The sequence below is a fragment of the Methylocystis sp. sgz306128 genome (assembly GCF_056032725.1).
In genome coordinates this window covers 126,924-145,161 of record NZ_JBVYWO010000003.1, presented here as the reverse complement: position 1 = coordinate 145,161, position 18,238 = coordinate 126,924, and the positions used below count along the sequence as shown (strand labels likewise).

Annotated in this window: 21 protein-coding genes; 20 read left to right on the top strand and 1 reads right to left on the bottom strand. The window is 59.6% G+C overall.

Translation table 11 applies throughout. The features are described from left to right. Positions 1-29 precede the first annotated feature (29 nt). The 19 genes from rpsN to rpmG all read left to right on the top strand — a co-directional run bounded on the left by rpsN (position 30) and on the right by rpmG (position 14,434). Positions 30-335 (top strand): 30S ribosomal protein S14, encoded by a 306-nt coding sequence (gene rpsN, locus AC0N03_RS06750; RefSeq protein WP_474287861.1) that lies wholly within the window; start codon positions 30-32, stop codon positions 333-335. A 10-nt stretch (positions 336-345) separates the two neighbouring features. Next, entirely contained in the window at positions 346-744 is a 399-nt protein-coding gene (gene rpsH, locus AC0N03_RS06745; protein ID WP_474287860.1) for a 30S ribosomal protein S8, read from the top strand. A gap of 20 nt (positions 745-764) precedes the next feature. Next, entirely contained in the window at positions 765-1,298 is a 534-nt protein-coding gene (gene rplF / locus AC0N03_RS06740; protein WP_474287859.1) for a 50S ribosomal protein L6, read from the top strand. Positions 1,299-1,310: 12 nt separating this feature from the next. Beyond that, positions 1,311-1,673 (top strand): 50S ribosomal protein L18, encoded by a 363-nt coding sequence (rplR, locus tag AC0N03_RS06735; RefSeq protein ID WP_474287857.1) that lies wholly within the window; start codon positions 1,311-1,313, stop codon positions 1,671-1,673. 102 nt (positions 1,674-1,775) lie between these two features. Continuing rightward, complete coding sequence (gene rpsE / locus AC0N03_RS06730; RefSeq protein ID WP_474287856.1) at positions 1,776-2,351, top strand: 30S ribosomal protein S5; 576 nt, start codon at positions 1,776-1,778, stop codon at positions 2,349-2,351. 8 nt (positions 2,352-2,359) lie between these two features. Then, positions 2,360-2,557, top strand: a complete 198-nt coding sequence (rpmD, locus tag AC0N03_RS06725; protein ID WP_474287855.1) for a 50S ribosomal protein L30 — start codon at positions 2,360-2,362, stop codon at positions 2,555-2,557. Positions 2,558-2,567: 10 nt separating this feature from the next. Continuing rightward, positions 2,568-3,038, top strand: coding sequence for a 50S ribosomal protein L15 (rplO, locus tag AC0N03_RS06720; protein ID WP_474287854.1), 471 nt, complete (start codon positions 2,568-2,570; stop codon positions 3,036-3,038). 190 nt (positions 3,039-3,228) lie between these two features. Next, positions 3,229-4,560, top strand: a complete 1,332-nt coding sequence (gene secY, locus AC0N03_RS06715; protein ID WP_474287853.1) for a preprotein translocase subunit SecY — start codon at positions 3,229-3,231, stop codon at positions 4,558-4,560. Next, positions 4,557-5,135 carry an adenylate kinase gene (locus AC0N03_RS06710; protein WP_474287852.1) on the top strand — a complete coding sequence of 193 codons (579 nt, stop codon included), beginning with the start codon at positions 4,557-4,559 and terminating at the stop codon, positions 5,133-5,135. The genes secY and AC0N03_RS06710 overlap by 4 nt, the downstream gene beginning before the upstream one ends. A gap of 165 nt (positions 5,136-5,300) precedes the next feature. Then, a complete protein-coding gene (rpsM, locus tag AC0N03_RS06705; RefSeq protein WP_474287850.1) occupies positions 5,301-5,669 on the top strand; it encodes a 30S ribosomal protein S13 in 369 nt (122 codons plus the stop codon). Positions 5,670-5,724: 55 nt separating this feature from the next. Further along, positions 5,725-6,114: a 30S ribosomal protein S11 gene (gene rpsK / locus AC0N03_RS06700; RefSeq protein ID WP_474287848.1), complete on the top strand. Its 390-nt coding sequence runs from the start codon at positions 5,725-5,727 to the stop codon at positions 6,112-6,114. 116 nt (positions 6,115-6,230) lie between these two features. Further along, a complete protein-coding gene (locus AC0N03_RS06695) occupies positions 6,231-7,247 on the top strand; it encodes a DNA-directed RNA polymerase subunit alpha (RefSeq protein ID WP_474287846.1) in 1,017 nt (338 codons plus the stop codon). An 84-nt stretch (positions 7,248-7,331) separates the two neighbouring features. Beyond that, on the top strand, positions 7,332-7,751 hold the full coding sequence (gene rplQ / locus AC0N03_RS06690) for a 50S ribosomal protein L17 (RefSeq protein WP_474287845.1): 420 nt from the start codon (positions 7,332-7,334) through the stop codon (positions 7,749-7,751). Between the two features lie 186 nt (positions 7,752-7,937). Beyond that, positions 7,938-9,344, top strand: a complete 1,407-nt coding sequence (locus AC0N03_RS06685; RefSeq protein ID WP_474287843.1) for a DegQ family serine endoprotease — start codon at positions 7,938-7,940, stop codon at positions 9,342-9,344. Between the two features lie 36 nt (positions 9,345-9,380). Then, positions 9,381-10,691 carry a replication-associated recombination protein A gene (locus AC0N03_RS06680; RefSeq protein WP_474287842.1) on the top strand — a complete coding sequence of 437 codons (1,311 nt, stop codon included), beginning with the start codon at positions 9,381-9,383 and terminating at the stop codon, positions 10,689-10,691. Next, positions 10,688-13,003, top strand: coding sequence for a ribonuclease R (gene rnr, locus AC0N03_RS06675; RefSeq protein WP_474287840.1), 2,316 nt, complete (start codon positions 10,688-10,690; stop codon positions 13,001-13,003). Before AC0N03_RS06680 ends, rnr begins: the two co-directional genes overlap by 4 nt. Before the next feature lies 1 nt (position 13,004). After that, a complete protein-coding gene (locus tag AC0N03_RS06670; protein WP_474287839.1) occupies positions 13,005-13,430 on the top strand; it encodes a DUF983 domain-containing protein in 426 nt (141 codons plus the stop codon). After that, positions 13,427-14,161, top strand: coding sequence for an NUDIX hydrolase (locus AC0N03_RS06665; RefSeq protein WP_474287838.1), 735 nt, complete (start codon positions 13,427-13,429; stop codon positions 14,159-14,161). Before AC0N03_RS06670 ends, AC0N03_RS06665 begins: the two co-directional genes overlap by 4 nt. 105 nt (positions 14,162-14,266) lie before the next feature. Further along, positions 14,267-14,434 carry a 50S ribosomal protein L33 gene (gene rpmG / locus AC0N03_RS06660; RefSeq protein ID WP_474287836.1) on the top strand — a complete coding sequence of 56 codons (168 nt, stop codon included), beginning with the start codon at positions 14,267-14,269 and terminating at the stop codon, positions 14,432-14,434. A gap of 360 nt (positions 14,435-14,794) precedes the next feature. On the opposite strand, the gene AC0N03_RS06655 is transcribed toward rpmG, so the two are convergent. Then, positions 14,795-15,226, bottom strand: a complete 432-nt coding sequence (locus AC0N03_RS06655; protein ID WP_474287835.1) for a DUF1489 family protein — start codon at positions 15,224-15,226, stop codon at positions 14,795-14,797. A gap of 161 nt (positions 15,227-15,387) precedes the next feature. Between AC0N03_RS06655 and topA the strand changes: the two genes are divergently transcribed. Beyond that, positions 15,388-18,219, top strand: coding sequence for a type I DNA topoisomerase (gene topA, locus AC0N03_RS06650; protein ID WP_474287833.1), 2,832 nt, complete (start codon positions 15,388-15,390; stop codon positions 18,217-18,219). Positions 18,220-18,238: the final 19 nt, after the last annotated feature.

Below are 18,238 nucleotides of genomic sequence, written 5' to 3'. Positions count from 1 at the left end.
CAAACGCGGCAACCTGAGGGTCAATATTTATGGCTAAGAAAAGCGCGATTGAAAACAACAATCATCGCAAGAAGCTGGTCAAGCAATATGCTGGCAAGCGGGCAAAGTTGAAGGCTATCGCCAACGACAAGAGCCTGAGCATGGAGGAGCAGTTCACCGCTCGTCTGAAACTCGCCGAACTGCCGAGAAATTCGGCGGTCAATCGTGTCATCAACCGTTGTGAGGTTACAGGCCGTCCGCGCGCCTTTTACCGCAAGCTGAAGATGTCACGTATTGCGCTTCGTGAATTGGGCAACAAGGGCCTGATTCCGGGGCTGGTGAAATCGAGCTGGTAGGAGCTAACCCATGTCAATGACAGATCCGTTGGGCGATATGCTCACACGCATCCGTAATGCCGGTATGCGTCGCAAGAACAGGGTTTCGACTCCCGGTTCCAAGATCCGTGCGCACGTTCTCGACGTGCTGCAGCAGGAAGGTTACATCCGCGGTTATTCGACCACGGAATTCGGCAACGGCCGCACCGAGTTTGAAATCGAACTGAAATATTTCGATGGACAGCCGGTCATCCGCGAAATCGAGCGTGTCTCGAAGCCGGGCCGTCGTGTTTACGCCGCTGTGGACAATTTGCCCCGTGTGGCGAATGGTCTCGGCATCACCATCGTCTCGACGCCGAAAGGCGTTATGGCAGATCACTCCGCCCGCGAACATAATGTCGGTGGCGAAGTTCTCTGCAAAGTCTTCTAACGATAGAGAGGGATTGAACAATGTCTCGTGTCGGTAAGAAGCCGGTTGCAGTTCCCGCGGGCGTGACCGCCCGTCTGGAAGGCCAGAAAGTCGTCGTCAAGGGCTCGAAGGGCGAATTGTCCTTTGTGGTTCCGGATGACGTGTCCGTAACAATGGAAGGCGGGGCCGTTTCGGTTGACCCGCGTTCCGACAGCAAGCGCGCCCGCGCCCTCTGGGGCATGTCGCGTTCGATGATCAACAACCTGGTGGTTGGCGTCAGCTCCGGTTTCGAAAAGAAGCTCGAGATCAACGGCGTGGGCTACAAGGCTGCCGTCGTCGGTAAGAACCTGAGCCTGTCGCTCGGCTACAGCCACGATGTAAACTATCCGATTCCGGATGGTATCTCGATCGTGACGCCGAAGCCGACGGAAATCACCATTTCCGGCATTGACAAGCGTCAGGTCGGACAGGTGGCTGCCGAAGTGCGCGCTTATCGCGGTCCTGAACCCTATAAGGGCAAGGGCGTCAAATACGTGGGCGAATTCATCTTCCGCAAGGAAGGCAAGAAGAAGTAAGGAGTGGCCAATATGGCAAAGGATGTACAAGCCGGAGAACGCCGCAAGGCGCGTGTCCGTCGCTCGATCCGGGCCCGGGCCTATGGTCGCCCGCGTCTTTCGGTGTTTCGTTCGTCGAAGCAGATTTATGCCCAGATCATCGATGATGAGAATGGCGTGACGCTGGCTTCCGCCTCGACGCTGGAAAAGGCGAACCGCGAGCAGTTGAAGACCGGCGCCAATGTCGACGCCGCCAAGCTCATCGGCAAGCTAATTGCCGAACGCGCCAAGGCTGCAGGCATTGAGGCGGTTGTCTTCGACCGTGGCAATTATAATTATCACGGCCGGGTGAAGGCTCTGGCTGAAGGTGCCCGTGAGGGTGGCCTGAACTTCTAAAAAAGCGATAATCCCGTTTGTAGCGGGGTTATCTTTGTTGCAGGGGAGGCTCTCCTGCTTTCGAAGCGAGCGGAATTTCCGCGTTAAGTGACGGATTTTAAAATGGCACGTGAAGGTGAAGGCGGCGGTCGCGGACGCGATCGTGAACGCGAAAAAGTCGAAAGTGAATTTGTTGATCGTCTGGTGCACATTAATCGTGTGGCCAAGGTGGTCAAGGGTGGCCGCCGTTTTGGTTTTGCCGCTCTCGTCGTTGTAGGCGACCAGAAGGGTCGGGTTGGTTTCGGTCACGGCAAGGCTCGTGAAGTTCCGGAAGCGATACGCAAGGCAACTGAAGCTGCCAAGCGCGGCCTCATCCGCGTGCCGCTGCGCGAAGGCCGCACTCTGCATCACGATGTGAACGGCCGTCATGGCGCCGGGCGCGTCATTCTGCGGGCGGCTCCGGCTGGTACCGGCATTATTGCCGGCGGTCCGATGCGCGCTGTGTTCGAGACGCTGGGCATGCATGACGTAGTGGCCAAGAGTCAGGGTTCTTCGAACCCTTACAACATGGTCCGTGCGACCTTCGATGCGCTCAAGCACGAAGACAGCCCTCGCGCTGTTGCGGCTCGCCGTAACCTCAAGGTTTCAACCATCCAGTCGCGCCGTCAGGGCGTTGACGCGGATTCAGCTGATTCGTGAGGCCACAGATGAGCAATTCAGCAGTTAAATCCGTTGTGGTCGAGCAGACCGCCAGCCCCGTCGGTCGTCCCGCCGATCAGCGCGCAACCTTGAAGGCCCTGCGCCTGAACAAGATTGGCCGCCGGTCGACTCTGGTCGATACGCCTGCGGTTCGCGGCATGATTGCCAAGGTTGCGCACCTCGTGCGCGTCGTTGAAGGCCAGTGAGGAGAGCATCATGAGACTCAATGGCATTTCAGATAATGCAGGTTCGTCCAAGAAGCGCATGCGCGTTGGGCGTGGTATCGGCTCTGGCAAGGGCAAGACCGGTGGTCGCGGCGTCAAGGGTCAGAAGGCTCGCTCGGGCGTTGCCGTCAAGGGCTTCGAAGGCGGTCAGATGCCGTTGCATCGCCGTCTGCCGAAGCGCGGTTTCTGGAACCCCTTCGCCACCGATTATAATGAGGTCAATGTTGGCCGCGTTCAGGAGGCTGTCGATTCGGGCAAGCTCGATGCGTCGAAGCCTGTGACGGTTGAGGCGCTTGTCGCCGCTGGGATCTGCTCCCGTCCGCGTGACGGCGTCAAGATCCTCGGCTCGGGTGAACTCAAGGCCAAGCTGGTTTTTGAAGTGGTGGGCGCGTCCAAGGGTGCGATCGAGGCCATTCAGAAGGCTGGCGGTTCAATCACCTTGCTGGGTCAGGCAGAAGCCTGAGATTGTGCAGCATTGCGGTTGACGCGAATGTGATTAATATCGGAACGGGGCGTGGGGTTGAAACCTTGTCGCCCCGTTTGCATGTAGGGGCTTCCGGGTGATATGGGAGGCTGTCTCCGGTCAGCGCGATCCCCGGATATTCCGGGCTTGTTGCAGACGATCGGATTTTTGATCAATTTGGAGCGATAAGATGGCATCGGCAGCCGAACAATTAGCGGCAAATCTCAATTTCTCCGCCTTTTCCAAGGCGGATGAGCTGAAAAAGCGGATTTGGTTCACGTTAGGTGCGCTGATCGTCTATCGGTTGGGGACATATATTCCGTTGCCGGGCATTGATCCGACCGCATTTGCCGCGAGCTTCAAGGGGCAAAGCCAGGGTATCGCCGGCATGTTCAACATGTTCTCCGGCGGCGCGGTGCAGCGTATGGCGATTTTCGCCCTGAACATCATGCCTTACATTTCGGCTTCGATTATCATTCAGTTGCTCACATCCGTTGTGCCACAGTTGGAAGCAATCAAAAAGGAAGGCGAGTCAGGCCGGAAAACCCTCAATCAGTATACGCGCTACCTCACGGTGGTGCTGGCCGCCTTTCAGGCCTGGGGCATCGCCGTAGGCCTTGAGGGTCAGGCCAATGTCGTCGCTGATCCAGGCTTCTTCTTCCGCATTTCGACCGTGATCACGCTGATGGGCGGCACGATGTTCCTGATGTGGCTGGGTGAGCAGATCACCGCGCGCGGTGTGGGCAACGGGTCCTCGCTGATCATTTTTGCCGGCATTGTTTCGGGATTGCCTGTTGCCATTGTCAATACGCTGGAGTTGGGCCGTCAGGGCGCGCTTTCGACCGGCATCATTCTCGGTGCGCTGGTGATGGCCATCGCCGTTGTCGGCTTCATCGTGTTCATGGAACGCGCCCAGCGCCGTCTGATGGTGACTTATCCGAAGCGTCAGGTCGGCAACAAGGTGTTCGATGGCCAGACGTCGTTCCTGCCGCTCAAGCTGAATACGTCAGGCGTGATTCCGCCGATTTTCGCTTCGAGTCTTCTGCTCCTGCCGACCACAATCGCCAATTTCGCCCAGACCAGCGGAACAGGTTTCCTTGGGCTCATTGCAACATACCTCGGTCATGGGCGGCCGCTGTATATGCTGCTTTATGTCGCGCTGATCATTTTCTTCTCGTTTTTCTACACGGCGAGCGTGTTTAACCCGGTTGATACCGCCGACAATCTGAAGAAATACGGCGGTTTCATTCCCGGTATCCGTCCCGGCGAGAAGACGGCGCAGTTCATCGACAAGGTGCTCACCCGCATCACCGTGATTGGCGCGCTCTATGTGGCCTTCATTTGTCTTATACCCGAAGTGCTGATTTCCTATGCAGCGCTGCCGTTCTATTTTGGCGGCACATCGCTGCTGATTCTGGTCAGCGTCATGATGGACACAGTGGCTCAGATTCATGGGCACCTGCAGGCGCATCAATATGAAGGCCTCGTCAAGAAGGCAAAATTGCGGGGTAAAAGAAAATGAGACTCATTCTTCTGGGTCCGCCGGGGGCAGGCAAGGGTACACAGTCGCAGCGTCTGGTTGAGAAATATAAAATTCCGCAGCTTTCCACCGGCGACATGCTGCGCGCCGCCGTGAAGGCCGGGACGCCTGTCGGCTTGAAAGCGAAGTCGGTGATGGATGCCGGGCAGCTTGTGTCGGACGAGATTGTGGTCGGCATTGTCGCTGACCGCATCGAGGAGCCGGACGCGCACAACGGTTTCATTCTTGATGGCTTTCCGCGCACGGTCGCTCAGGCCGAGGCTTTGGGCAGGATGCTGGACGGCAAGAAGATGAAGCTCGATGCCGTGATCGAACTCAAGGTGGATGAAGCGGCCTTGCTCGCCCGCATCGAAAAGCGCGTGGCGGAAACGCTGGCCGCGGGCGGAACTGTCCGCGCCGATGACAATGCCGAGAGCTTCAAGATCCGGCTCGAGGCCTATCGCGCGCAGACTGCGCCTGTCTCCGCCTATTATGCGGGACAGGGGCAGCTCAAGACGGTCGATGGCATGGCTCCGATTGAGCAAGTATCGGCAGCGATTGACAAAATTTTATCGTAAGGCTTGACGCGCGCTGCGAAAGCAACTAGGAACGCGCATCTGCAAATGAGCGCTTCCCTGCACTGCAGGGGAAAAGCGCTCTTTTTGTCGTTACCACAAGGGCCGGCCTCCACCGGACGTGGTTTCATCCCTGCCGGATATTCCGGCGCACATGGAGTGTAAAAAGTGGCACGTATAGCTGGTGTTAATATTCCGACCAACAAGCGCGTTCTGATCGCGTTGCAATATATTCACGGCATTGGCCCCAAAAAGGCCGAGGAAATTTGCCAGAAGGTGAATATTGCCGCTGATCGCCGCGTCGCGCAGCTTTCGGATGCCGAGGTTTTGCAGATCCGCGAGACCATTGACCGCGACTACATGGTTGAGGGCGATCTGCGCCGTGAAGTGGCGATGAACATCAAGCGCCTTATGGATCTTGGCTGCTACCGCGGCCTGCGCCACCGCCGCGGCCTGCCGGTTCGCGGTCAGCGCACGTCGACCAATGCGCGTACCCGCAAGGGCAAATCCAAGCCGATCGCCGGCAAGAAGAAGTAAGAAATCCCCAGCGCCTGGAATGACGGGCGCGTCTGAAGGATAGGAAAAAGAGACTATGGCAAAAGAAGCAACACGCGTCCGCCGCCGCGAACGCAAGAATATCGCATCGGGCGTTGCCCATGTGAACTCGACATTCAACAACACCATGATCACCATCACCGATGCGCAGGGCAACACGATTTCGTGGTCCTCGGCCGGCACGATGGGTTTCAAGGGTTCACGTAAATCGACCCCCTTTGCTGCTCAGATGGCTGCTGAAGATGCCGCTAAAAAGGCCGCCGAGCATGGCGTGCGCACCATTGAAGTGGAAGTCTGCGGTCCGGGTTCGGGCCGTGAATCGGCATTGCGCGCGCTTCAGGCTGCGGGCTTCACCGTGACCTCGATCCGCGACGTGACCTCGATCCCGCATAACGGCTGCCGTCCCCGCAAGCGTCGCCGCGTCTGATATTTCTATTGCGAAGCGGCCAGTGCCGACGGGCATTGGCCGTCCTTTATTCTCCGACAGCTTGGGGCCAGGGTTGACGAACCGATATGCCTCTTGCGCACAGATAAGGTGCCGTCGTGATCCAGAAAAATTGGCAAGAACTGATTAAGCCGAACAAGCTTGAGGTTGTCGTTGGCGACGATCCCAAGCGCTTCGCCACTGTCGTCGCAGAACCGCTTGAGCGGGGCTATGGCCAGACGCTCGGAAATTCCCTGCGTCGCATCCTGCTCTCTTCGCTGCAGGGCGCTGCCGTAACGGCCATTCAGATCGATGGCGTGCTGCACGAATTCTCTTCGATTCCCGGCGTCCGCGAGGACGTGACCGACATTGTCCTCAACGTGAAGGACATTGCGATCAAGATGCAGGGCGAAGGCCCGAAGCGTCTGGTGCTGAAAAAGCATGGTCCCGGCGTCGTTACCGCGGGCGATATTGCCACCACCGGCGACGTGCAGGTTCTCAACCCGGAAGTCGTGATCTGCACGCTCGACGAGGGTGCCGATATCCGCATCGAATTCACCGTGAACACCGGCAAGGGCTATGTTCCTGCTGACCGCAACCGCTCGGAAGATTCGCCGATCGGCCTTATTCCGGTCGACAGCCTGTATTCCCCGGTCAAGAAGGTCAGCTATCGCGTCGAAAACACCCGTTCCGGACAGGTGCTCGACTATGACAAGCTCACCATGCAGATCGAGACCGACGGGTCGCTGACGCCTGAGGATGCCGTGGCTTATGCGGCGCGTATCCTGCAGGATCAGCTCAATGTCTTCGTGAACTTCGAAGAGCCAAAGAAGGAAGAAGTTGCCTCGGCTATTCCGGAGCTGGCTTTCAATCCGGCCCTGCTCAAGAAGGTGGACGAACTCGAGCTTTCGGTCCGTTCGGCCAACTGCCTAAAGAACGACAATATCGTCTATATCGGCGATCTCATCCAGAAATCGGAAGCAGAGATGCTCCGCACGCCGAATTTTGGCCGCAAGTCCTTGAACGAAATCAAGGAAGTGCTGGCGCAGATGGGTCTGCACCTCGGCATGGAAGTGTCGGGCTGGCCGCCGGAAAACATAGAGGATCTCGCCAAGAGGTTCGAAGAGCATTATTGATTTTTGCCCCCCCCCCATGGAGGGGAGGGTGATAAAGAACGCCCGTACCGTGGCACGGCGGGCGTAACCTTCAAGGAGTAGCCAATGTATCACGGTAGAGGATTTCGTCGTTTCGGCCGTACCGCCGAGCACCGCAAGGCAATGTTCGCTAATATGGCGCAGGCCCTGATCAAGCATGAGCAGATTGTTACCACGCTGGAGAAGGCCAAGGATCTGCGCCCCGTCGTCGAAAAGCTGGTCACGCTCGGCAAGCGCGGCGACCTGCATGCACGCCGTCAGGCTATTTCGCAGCTGCGCGATGCCGATCTCGTCAAGAAGCTGATCGATGTGCTCGGCCCGCGTTACAAGGATCGCCACGGCGGTTATCTGCGCGTTCTGAAGGCTGGTTTCCGTTATGGCGACAATGCGGCTCTTGCCGTCATTGAGTTTGTCGACCGGGACGTCGAGGCCAAGGGCAAGGATTCGGGCCCGGTTCAGGTCAAGGCCGAGGCCGAGGCAGCCTGAGTCTGATGACAGAATTGTAATGGGGCGGTCTTCGGGCCGCCCTTTTTTTTGACTGAATTCGTGCCTATCTCTATGGCCTGTTGTGTTTACACTGAATCACTCTCTCTCCATTCAAATGGGGAAAGCAGACGTTCGCGATGTTTCCGCCCAAGCGCAACGCACTCGAACGCAGAGCAGGAGAATTTCATGAAATGGACGGGTTGGATCGGTGCGGGATTATTGGCCGTTGCAGCTTTGACGCTTCCGGCTGCCGCTCAGCCTTCGGTCGTGCCAGAGAGTCCGGCGCAGGTGAAATATTCCTTCGCCCCGCTGGTGAGGAAAGTGCAGCCGGCCGTGGTGAATGTCTACGCTTCGCGCACGGACCAGAGCGGCCATAATCCGCTGTTCGACGATCCGTTCTTCCGGCAGTTTTTTGGACTGGGGAATGGCCAGCGCCCCGGCGGACCTACGGCGCAATCGCTGGGTTCCGGCGTCATTGTCGATCCGGATGGCCTGATCGTGACCAATTATCATGTCATCGAGGGCATGACCGATGTGAAGGTGGCGCTGGGGGATAAACGCGAGTTTCCGGCCCAGATCGTTCTGCGTGATCCGCATTCCGACCTCGCCGTGCTGCGCATCAAAGATGGGGGCGGCTTTCCGGCCATGGAAATGGGCGACTCCGATACGCTGCAGGTGGGGGATTTCATTATCGCCATTGGCAACCCGTTCGGCGTCGGCCAGACCGTGACGCAGGGCATCATCTCTGCATTGGCGCGCACGCAGGTCAGCGCGAATGATTACCAGTTTTTCATCCAGACCGATGCCGCGATTAACCCCGGAAATTCGGGCGGTGCGATGGTGGATATGAGCGGCAGATTAGTGGGCATCAATTCAGCGATTTACTCGAAATCCGGTGGTTCAAACGGTATCGGTTTCGCCATTCCGGTGAATATGGTGCGCACTGTGGTTGCCGCGGCGCGGAGTGGGTTGACCAAGGTGCGCCGTCCCTGGGTGGGCGCAAAGACCCAGACCCTGACCAAAGATGTGGCGGACAGTCTCGGGCTGGACAGACCGAGCGGCGCGCTGGTCACCAATGTCAGCGCCAGGAGCCCTGCCGCCGAGGCCGGGTTGAAGGTGGGCGATGTGGTGACCGAGGTCAATGGCCATGCGATCGACGATCCGGAAGCCTTTGGTTTTCGGCTTGGAACACAGCCGCTTGGCAGCACCGCCGAACTGAAGGTCATGCGCTCCGGCAAGCCGGCGATGCTGACCTTGCGGATGATGGCGGCGCCGGAGGTGCCGCCGCGCGATCCGGTGCGGATCAAGGGCGAATCGCCGCTGACCGGTGCGGTGCTGATCAATATTTCGCCTGCGGTGGCCGAAGACATGTCCATCGACACCGTCGCGGACGGCGTTGCTGTCTCCGAGGTGCAGACTGGCTCGATCGCCGATGATCTCGGCGTCCAGAAAGGCGACGTCATTGTCGCCATTAATGGCGTCAGGATGCAGAATACGGCAGAAATAACATCGGCGACGGCGTCGCGGCGTTCCTACTGGAAGCTGACAATCAACCGGCACGGGCAGGTGTTTACATCGGTTTTCGGCGGATGAGTGGTTTTATCGGCGGTTTGGCGCTAAGCTGTTCGCATGAGTAATCTTTTTTCAGTGGCAGGTTTGGCGGCGGAGGCACCGCGTCCGCTGGCCGATCGTCTGCGGCCGCAGAGTCTGGGCGAGGTCTCGGGGCAGCAGCACCTGCTCGGGCCGGAAGGGGCGCTGACGCGGTTGCTGCGCACCAGATCTCTGGGCAGCCTGATTTTCTGGGGCCCGCCGGGAACCGGCAAGACGACGGTCGGGCGCCTTCTGGCGCATGAGACGAAACTGGCCTTCGTGCAGATTTCGGCGATTTTTTCCGGCGTGGCCGAACTCAAGAAGGTGTTTGACGAAGCGCGCGCCCGCAGGCTGACCGGGCAGGGCACTTTGCTGTTCGTGGACGAGATTCACCGTTTCAACCGCAGCCAGCAGGACAGCTTCCTGCCCGTGATGGAGGACGGCACGGTGGTGCTGATTGGCGCGACCACGGAAAATCCGTCGTTTGAACTCAATGCTGCGCTGTTGTCGCGCGCGCGCGTCATGACCTTCAGGTCGCTGGACGAGGCGGCTCTGTATCAGTTGCTGGAGCGCGCCGAAGGCGCGGAGGGCAAGAGTCTGCCGCTCGGCGCCGATGCGCGCGCGGCTTTGGTGCGCATGGCCGATGGCGACGGGCGCGCGGCCCTGACGCTGGCCGAAGAGGTCTGGCGCGCCGCCCGCGAGGGTGAGGTTTTCGATACGGCCGGTCTGGCTGAAGTGGTGCAGCGCCGCGCGCCGATCTATGACAAGGCGCAAGAGGGCCATTACAACCTGATCTCGGCCCTGCACAAAACGGTGCGCGGTTCGGACCCCGACGCGGCGCTTTATTATCTGGCGCGGATGCTGGTGGCGGGGGAAGATCCCCTGTTCATCGCCCGGAGAGTGGTGCGCATGGCCAGCGAGGATGTCGGCCTTGCCGATCCGCAGGCGTTGCAGATAGCCCTCGCCGCCAAGGACACTTTCGAGTTTCTGGGTTCGCCCGAGGGCGAACTGGCTTTGGCGCAGGCGGTGGTCTATGTGGCCTGCGCGCCAAAATCCAATGCTGTTTATTCGGCATTCAAATCGGCCATGCAGCTTGCGCGCGAACATGGCTCGCTGATGCCGCCGAAGGTCATTCTCAACGCGCCGACCAGTCTCATGCGTAATGAAGGCTATGGCGAAGGCTATCTCTATGATCACGATCAGCCCGAGGCCTTTTCCGGGCAGAATTATTTTCCGGATGCGCTGGGCCGTGTCGAGCTTTACCATCCGGTCGAGCGGGGCTTTGAGCGCGAGATCAGAAAACGGCTTGATTATTGGGCAAAGCTCAGGCTTCAGCGAGGCGAACCGTGATAAAAGACAAAAAGCCCAATGAGAAGAAATCGGCCTTGCCGAGCCGCGAGGATATTCTCGCATTCGTCGCGCGGGAGAAGGCCCTGCCGGGCGCAAGCCACGGCGGCAAGATCGGCAAGCGGGAAATCGCCAAGGCATTCGGCATCAAGGGCGATGCCCGCATTTTTCTCAAACATCTCCTGAAGGAGATGGAATCCGAAGGTCTGCTGGAGCAGCGCAACCGCGCATTGGTGAAGACAGGCGCTTTGCCGCCTGTGGTGCTGGCCGATGTCAAGGGCCGCGATGACGATGGCGAACTTTATGCCTTTCCGGTGGATTGGGATGAAGCACAGGGCAAGCGGCCGCGCATTCTGGTGCATGTGCCGCGTCGCGCCAGGCCGGATGCACCCGCCCCCGGCGTGGGGGATCGTGTTTTGTTGCGTGTCGAGCCGCAGCGGCATGTTGAAAAAGGCCAGCCTGCCTTTGTCGCCCGCGTGATCAAGATTCTGCCGAAGGCCCGCACACAGGTGCTGGGCGTTTACCGGGCGGGACCGGGCGCAGGCGGGCGCATCGTACCCGTGGAGAAGAAGGCGCAGGGTAAGGAACTGCTGGTGGCCGAGGGCGATACGCTGGAGGCCGCCGACGGCGATCTTGTGGCGGTGGATCTGGTGCGCAACGGCCGTTTTGGCCTGCCGGGCGCCAAGGTGCGCGAGCGGCTTGGCTCGCTCAATTCGGAGCGGGCGATCAGCCTTATCGCCATTCATACGCACAATATACCCAATGTGTTCAGCGCCGCGACGCTGAAGGCGGCAGAGGAGGCGCAGCCCGCCTCCATGGCCGGACGCGAGGACTGGCGCAAGATTCCGCTTGTCACCATAGATCCGCCAGATGCCAAGGATCATGACGACGCGGTTTTTGCTCAGGCTGATCCCGATCATTTCGGCGGGTACATCGTCACGGTCGCCATTGCCGATGTCGCGGCCTATGTGCGCAGTGGTTCAGCGCTCGACCGCGAGGCGCTGGAGCGCGGCAATTCCGTTTATTTTCCTGATCGTGTCGTGCCGATGCTGCCGGAGCGGATTTCCAACGATCTGTGCTCGCTGCGCGTGGGCGAGGACCGGCCCGCGCTGGCCGTGCGCATGGTTATCGGGCCGGATGGACGCAAGAAGCACCATAGTTTTCATCGCATCATGATGAGGTCGGCCGCCAAACTGGCTTATGCGCAGGCTCAGGCCGCCATGGACGGCACACCGGACGACGTGACCGGCCCTCTGTTCGGCGACGTGCTGAAGCCGCTGTACGAGGCTTATCGCGTGGTGGGCGTGGCCAGGGCCCAGCGTCAGCCGCTGGAGCTTGACCTGCCGGAGCGCAAACTGGTGCTTGCTCCGGATGGCTCGGTGGAGCGCGTCACCGTTCCCGAGCGGCTTGATGCGCATCGCCTGATCGAGGACTTCATGATTCTGGCCAATGTCTGCGCGGCGGAAACATTGGAGGAGGCGCGCATACCGCTGATTTATCGGGCGCATGACGAGCCAAGCCTCGAGAAGATCAACAATCTTGCAGAATTTCTTGCCTCCATCGGCATCAAGCTGGCCAAGGGGCAGGTGATGCGCGCAGCCCAGTTCAATGAAATTCTTGAGCGGGTCAAGGGGACGGAAAACGAGCATCTGGTCAATGAGGTGGTTTTGCGCTCGCAGGCGCAGGCCGAATATGTGACGCAGAATTATGGTCACTTCGGCCTCAACCTGCGCCGCTATGCGCATTTTACGTCGCCGATACGCCGTTATGCCGATCTCATTGTGCACCGTGCGCTCATCCGCGCCCTCAAATTCGGCGATGACGGCCTCAAGGACAGCGAATTCCCGCATCTTCCGGAGATAGCGGAGCAGATATCCATCGCCGAGCGGCGCGCCATGACGGCGGAACGCGAGACCATCGACCGGCTTATTGCCGCCTATATGCAGGACAAGGTGGGCGCCAGCTTCCATGGCCGCATCGCCGGTGTGACCCGCGTCGGTCTTTTCGTCAAGCTGGATGTGACGGGCGCAGACGGTTTCATTCCGGCGGCGACTTTGGGCGCTGACTATTACAGCTATGACGAATCCAGCCACAGCCTCACGGGAACGCGCACCGGTGAGACGCACCGGCTTGGCGACAGGGTGGAGGTGCGTCTCGTCGAGGCGGCGCCGATAGCCGGGGCTTTGCGGTTTGAGATGCTCAGCGAGGGGACGTTTTCGCCACATGGCAATAAATCCCGCCCCCGCGACCATAAGTCAGCTTTTGTTCGGCCAAATGAACGGGCTAAGGAGAGGCACAGATCAAGGAGACGATGATATGTCCTACGTAACCGAGCCGTCGCAGGTCGCTGCCCCGCGTGAGATGTGGCAATCGATCCGGCGCGGGTTTTTCGGCAAATGTCCGCATTGCGGCGAGGGGCGGCTGTTCCGCGCCTACCTTAAGGTGTGCGACAATTGCCCGAATTGCGGCGAAAATCTCTCGCACCAGCGCTCGGACGACGCCGCGCCCTACATGACGATTTTCGTTGTTGGTCATATCGTCGTGGCCGGCATTCTGTATGGCGAGGAATATTTCGATCCGGTGCCGAACTGGTTCAATTTTTCCGTCTGGCCGCTGCTGACCATCGTGCTTTCGCTCTGGCTGCTGCCAAAAATGAAGGGTGCCCTCGTCGGCCTGCAATGGGCGGCGAAGATGCATGGCTTCGGCCTGCCGGACGCCAATACGGCCGGGGTCGCTTCGTGAATGAACCGACGCTGCGCCTGAACGAAGCGGAGCGGGCCCGGCTCTGGCCCAATCAGCGCCCGAAGGATGCCGCAACCCTCATCCTGCTGGATAACAGCGGGACTTCGCCGAGCGTGCTGATGGGCAGGCGGCATGACGGACATAAGTTCATGCCGGGCAAATTCGTGTTTCCCGGCGGGCGTATCGAGCGCGCCGATTATGCGATGAATGTTGCGGGCGCCTTGCCCGCCCATGTGGAAGAGCGGCTCATGGCGCGCATGCAGCGCCCGTCGGCCGCCAAAGCCCGCGCTTTGGCGCTGGCTGCCGTGCGCGAGACCTTCGAGGAAACCGGCCTGATGCTCGGCACCCGGGATTTTGGCCCGCCTGAGCGCGTTCCGGCGGGGCCGTGGGCGCAGTTTGCGGCAGCGGGCGTCTATCCGTCTCTGGAGGATTTTCATCTGATTGCCCGGGCAATCACACCGCCCAAAAGACCCAAAAGGTTCGATGCGCGGTTTTTTTGTGCCGATGCCGGAGCCATTGCGCATCGCGTTGAAGGGATTGTCGGCCCCGATTCGGAATTGACGGAACTGGTCTGGGTGCCTCTGGCGCAGGCGCGTGCGCTGGATCTGCCCACCATCACCCGGGTTGTGCTCGATGAGCTCGATGCGCGGCTTGCGCGCCGCATGGCGCCTTATGTGCCGGTGCCGTTCTTTTTTGAAAGCCGCGGCAAATGGCAGAGGGTTGAGCTTTAGCGGCTTGACATTGCGCGTCAAATCCGTATTTTGCCCGCACTCGTTAAAGAGGCGGTGCTGCCGCCTTGTTGGGCCTGTGCCCGTTTCATTTTAAGGACCAATACCATGGCAAAGGCCGCCACGATCAAGATCAAGCTGCTTTCGACGGCAGATACCGGTTTCTTCTACGTTGCCAAGAAGAACGCCCGCACCAAGACCGAGAAGTTCACCTTCAAGAAATATGATCCGGTTGTGCGCAAGCATGTCGAATTCAAGGAAACTAAGATCAAGTGATTGATCAAAAAGGCCCCGGAAGGGGCCTTTTTATTTGGGGTGAACGGCTTTCCCGCTTTGGCGGAAATGCCCAGAGCATTACGTTTTCATTCAGAAGCATGCGTCAGCTTTTGGCGATCACCCGCGCATTTATCGGCGGGCGAAAAGCCCGACGGTGGCCATTTTCTCCGATCTCAGCCTGCGCGATTTGCCCATTCTGACTGACCTCTTCATCCTGAGCTTGTCGAAGGATGCGGGGAAGCGTCCGTCGGGAGGAGAAAGCCGCACGTTTTCATGAGGTTGAAACGCCAGAAATGCGATAAATCTATCCTTCTCGCGAAGGAGAAGGATCGCTCAGGGCGGGCGTGAGAACGCGGCAGGCTAGAGCAAGCCCAGCGCGGCAAGTTCCCGGCGCAGTTTTTCTGGCATGTCGGCGGGAACATTGGCATCGAGATCAGGCGGGGCATCGGATTGGGCGAGATAGCGCCAGCCCTGAAATGGGCGGCAGGGGCGCGGCTGCACCGGAACGACAACCGGGTCCATGACGAGGTCGCAGCGTGTGATGCCGTCGCTTGCCGTGAAGGGCCGGATGGCGGTCAGGCGCTGGCGCGCCATGATCTGCCCCTTGATGACCCAGTAAAGCGAGCCGCCGTCCAGTATTTCGTCCAGGCGCTTGGGCACCATCCGGGTGGTGTGCATGGCCTCATAGGCTTCGCCGAGGCGTTCCTTGGCGGCGCGGCGCTCGGCCATGTAGCGGTCGAGATCGGCAATGGAATCGGCGCCGACGCAAAGTTTGATCAGATGAAGAGTCATGGTTTCAAACTAGATCGAAGCTGCGGATTCGGAAAGGGACAAGGAAAAAATCGTCTCTTGCAGTTTGCTGCGACATTCCTATTTGACAATAGGCCTCTCTGTCCCCCATTTTCCTGCCCGAATGTTTTTGGGCCTGCAAGGCTCCGGCTGAAAGAAAAGAAATGAAAGTTGTCATCGTCGAATCGCCCGGCAAGACCAAGACGATCAATAAATATCTCGGTAAGGGTTATGAGGTGCTTGCCTCTTTCGGCCATATCCGCGACCTGCCGGCCAAGGATGGCTCGGTTGATCCCGAGCATGATTTCAACATGCTGTGGGAGGTGGATGGCAAGGCGGCCAAGCGGGTTGCCGATATTGCCAAGGCGGTGAAGGAGTCCGACGGTCTCATTCTCGCCACCGACCCAGATCGTGAGGGCGAGGCAATTTCCTGGCATGTGCTTGAGGTGCTCAGGGCGAAGAAGGTGCTCAAGGACAAGCCGATCGAACGGGTGGTTTTCAACGCCATCACCAAGGATGCGGTGATGGAGGCGATGCGGCATCCGCGTCAGATCGATCAGCCGCTGGTGGATGCTTATCTCGCCCGCCGCGCGCTGGATTATCTTGTGGGGTTCAACCTCTCGCCGGTCTTGTGGCGCAAGCTGCCCGGCGCGCGCTCGGCAGGACGGGTGCAATCCGTGGCGCTGCGCATTCTGAGCGACCGCGAACTTGAAATCGAAAAATTCGTGCGTCAGGAATATTGGTCGCTGATCGCGCATCTCAAGACAAAGGACGGCGCGGCTTTTCAGGCACGGCTGGTGGGCGCCGACGGCAAGAAGATCACGCGTCTCGATGTCGGCACCGCAGCGGAGGCCGATGCCTTCCGCGCAGCTCTTGAAAAAGCCCGGTTCACCGTGCGCGCGGTGGAGGCCAAGCCGGCTAAACGCCATCCCTATCCGCCCTTCACCACCTCGACTTTGCAGCAGGAAGCCTCGCGCAAGCTCGGCTTTGCCCCGGCGCACACCATGCGCATAGCTCAGCGCCTCTATGAGGGCGTGGATATCGGCGGCGAGACGGTGGGTCTCATCACCTATATGCGAACGGACGGCGTCGATATGGCGCCGGAGGCGATTGCCAGCGCGCGCAAGGTCATTGGTTCCGAATTCGGCCCCCGGTATGTTCCGGATGCGCCGCGCCGTTATTCGGCCAAGGCCAAGAATGCGCAGGAAGCCCATGAGGCCATCCGCCCGACTGATCTCTCACGCCTGCCCAAGCAGATCAGCCGGCATCTCGATGCCGAACAGGCCAGGCTCTATGAACTGATCTGGACACGAACCCTCGCCAGCCAGATGGAAAGCGCCCTGCTGGAGCGCACCACGGTCGATATTACGGGCGAGGTGGACGGGCGGGAGCTTGATCTGCGCGCCACCGGTCAGGTGATCCGCTTCGACGGCTTTCTGGCGCTGTATCAGGAAGGCAAGGACGACGAGGACGAGGAGAACGGCGGACGTCTGCCGCCGATGAATGTGCGTGATCCCGTCACGCGCGAGAAAATCGAGGCCAGCCAGCATTTCACCGAGCCGCCGCCGCGTTACTCGGAAGCTTCGCTGATCAAGCGTATGGAAGAACTGGGCATCGGCCGCCCGTCGACCTATGCCAGCACCATCGCCGTGCTCAAGGAGCGCGAATATGTGCGCGTGGAGAAGAAGAGGCTGGTGCCAGAGGATAAGGGACGTCTGGTGACGGCCTTTCTGGAGAGCTTTTTCAAGCGCTATGTTGAATATGATTTCACTGCCGACCTTGAAGAGAAGCTGGACAAGATCTCAAACGCAGAACTGGACTGGAAGCAGGTTCTGGCCGAATTCTGGCTGGAATTTTCGGCTGCGATCGGCGAAACGAAGGATCTGCGCACGACGCAGGTGCTGGACAGCCTCAACGCTCTGTTGGGGCCGCATATTTTCCCGGCCAAGGCCGATGGCGGCGATCCGCGGGCCTGCCCGACCTGCGGCACGGGGCAATTATCGTTGAAGCTTGGCAAATTTGGCGCGTTCATCGGATGCTCGAATTATCCTGAATGCAAGTTTACGCGCCAGTTTTCATCCGCCGGCGAAGAGCAGGCCAGAGTGGAGGGCGAGAAGCCCGGCCTGAAAGTGCTGGGGGTGGATCCGGCCACTGGCGAGGAGATCAGCCTGCGCGATGGGCGCTTCGGCCCCTATGTGCAGCAGGGCGATGGTGAAAAGCCCAAGCGCTCCTCGCTGCCCAAGGGCATGAGCGCGGCCACAGTCGATCTTGAAAAAGCGATTGCGCTGCTCAGCCTGCCGCGGGAGGTGGCGCGCCATCCTTCGAGCGGTGAGCCCATTCTTGCCGGGATCGGCCGTTTCGGGCCATATCTTCAGCACGGCAAGGTCTATGCTAATCTTGGCAAGGACGACGATGTTCTGGAGATTGGCGCCAACCGCGCCATCGATCTGATTGTCGCCAAGGAATCGGGCGCGCCAAGCTCGCGTTTTGGCGGCGGCGCGTCGTCCGGCACGGCTCTGGGCGAGCACCCGTCCGGCGGCACGATCACCATCAGGGATGGACGCTATGGCCCCTATGTGGCCTGGAACAAGATCAACGCAACCCTGCCGAAAGGCGCCGACAAGAGCAAATTCGCGCTGTCGGACGCGATTGCGCTGATAGACTCCAAGGTCAAGGGCGAGTCCGCCGCGGCAAGCGGGCGCGTGCTGGGCGCGCATCCGCAAGGCGGCGAGGTTGTCGTGCGCGCGGGACGTTATGGCCCCTACATTGCTGTGGGCAAAGCCAATTTCAACGTGCCGAAGGACATGAACCCCGAGGCACTGAGCCTTTCCGAAGCTCTGGCCATCATCGAGGAGAAGGGCGGCCTGCCGGAAACAGCTGCGGCCAAAAAGACCGCAGCCAAGCCGCGCATGGCCAAAAGCACGGCGGCTTCGGCTAAAAAGCCGGCCAACGCCAAAAAGCCTGCGGTTAAAAAGATCGCCAAGACCGGGAAATAGAACGCTGCTCAGGCTGACG

Excerpts from the sequence above, each read along its gene's own strand:
- rpsN (WP_474287861.1), top strand. The coding sequence starts at position 30 with ATGGCTAAGAAAAGCGCGATTGAAAACAACAATCATCGCAAGAAGCTG.
- rpsH (WP_474287860.1), top strand. The coding sequence starts at position 346 with ATGTCAATGACAGATCCGTTGGGCGATATGCTCACACGCATCCGTAAT.
- rplF (WP_474287859.1), top strand. The coding sequence starts at position 765 with ATGTCTCGTGTCGGTAAGAAGCCGGTTGCAGTTCCCGCGGGCGTGACC.
- rplR (WP_474287857.1), top strand. The coding sequence starts at position 1,311 with ATGGCAAAGGATGTACAAGCCGGAGAACGCCGCAAGGCGCGTGTCCGT.
- rpsE (WP_474287856.1), top strand. The coding sequence starts at position 1,776 with ATGGCACGTGAAGGTGAAGGCGGCGGTCGCGGACGCGATCGTGAACGC.
- rpmD (WP_474287855.1), top strand. The coding sequence starts at position 2,360 with ATGAGCAATTCAGCAGTTAAATCCGTTGTGGTCGAGCAGACCGCCAGC.
- rplO (WP_474287854.1), top strand. The coding sequence starts at position 2,568 with ATGAGACTCAATGGCATTTCAGATAATGCAGGTTCGTCCAAGAAGCGC.
- secY (WP_474287853.1), top strand. The coding sequence starts at position 3,229 with ATGGCATCGGCAGCCGAACAATTAGCGGCAAATCTCAATTTCTCCGCC.
- AC0N03_RS06710 (WP_474287852.1), top strand. The coding sequence starts at position 4,557 with ATGAGACTCATTCTTCTGGGTCCGCCGGGGGCAGGCAAGGGTACACAG.
- rpsK (WP_474287848.1), top strand. The coding sequence starts at position 5,725 with ATGGCAAAAGAAGCAACACGCGTCCGCCGCCGCGAACGCAAGAATATC.
- rplQ (WP_474287845.1), top strand. The coding sequence starts at position 7,332 with ATGTATCACGGTAGAGGATTTCGTCGTTTCGGCCGTACCGCCGAGCAC.
- AC0N03_RS06685 (WP_474287843.1), top strand. The coding sequence starts at position 7,938 with ATGAAATGGACGGGTTGGATCGGTGCGGGATTATTGGCCGTTGCAGCT.
- AC0N03_RS06680 (WP_474287842.1), top strand. The coding sequence starts at position 9,381 with ATGAGTAATCTTTTTTCAGTGGCAGGTTTGGCGGCGGAGGCACCGCGT.
- AC0N03_RS06670 (WP_474287839.1), top strand. The coding sequence starts at position 13,005 with ATGTCCTACGTAACCGAGCCGTCGCAGGTCGCTGCCCCGCGTGAGATG.
- rpmG (WP_474287836.1), top strand. The coding sequence starts at position 14,267 with ATGGCAAAGGCCGCCACGATCAAGATCAAGCTGCTTTCGACGGCAGAT.
- AC0N03_RS06655 (WP_474287835.1), bottom strand. The coding sequence starts at position 15,226 with ATGACTCTTCATCTGATCAAACTTTGCGTCGGCGCCGATTCCATTGCC.
- topA (WP_474287833.1), top strand. The coding sequence starts at position 15,388 with ATGAAAGTTGTCATCGTCGAATCGCCCGGCAAGACCAAGACGATCAAT.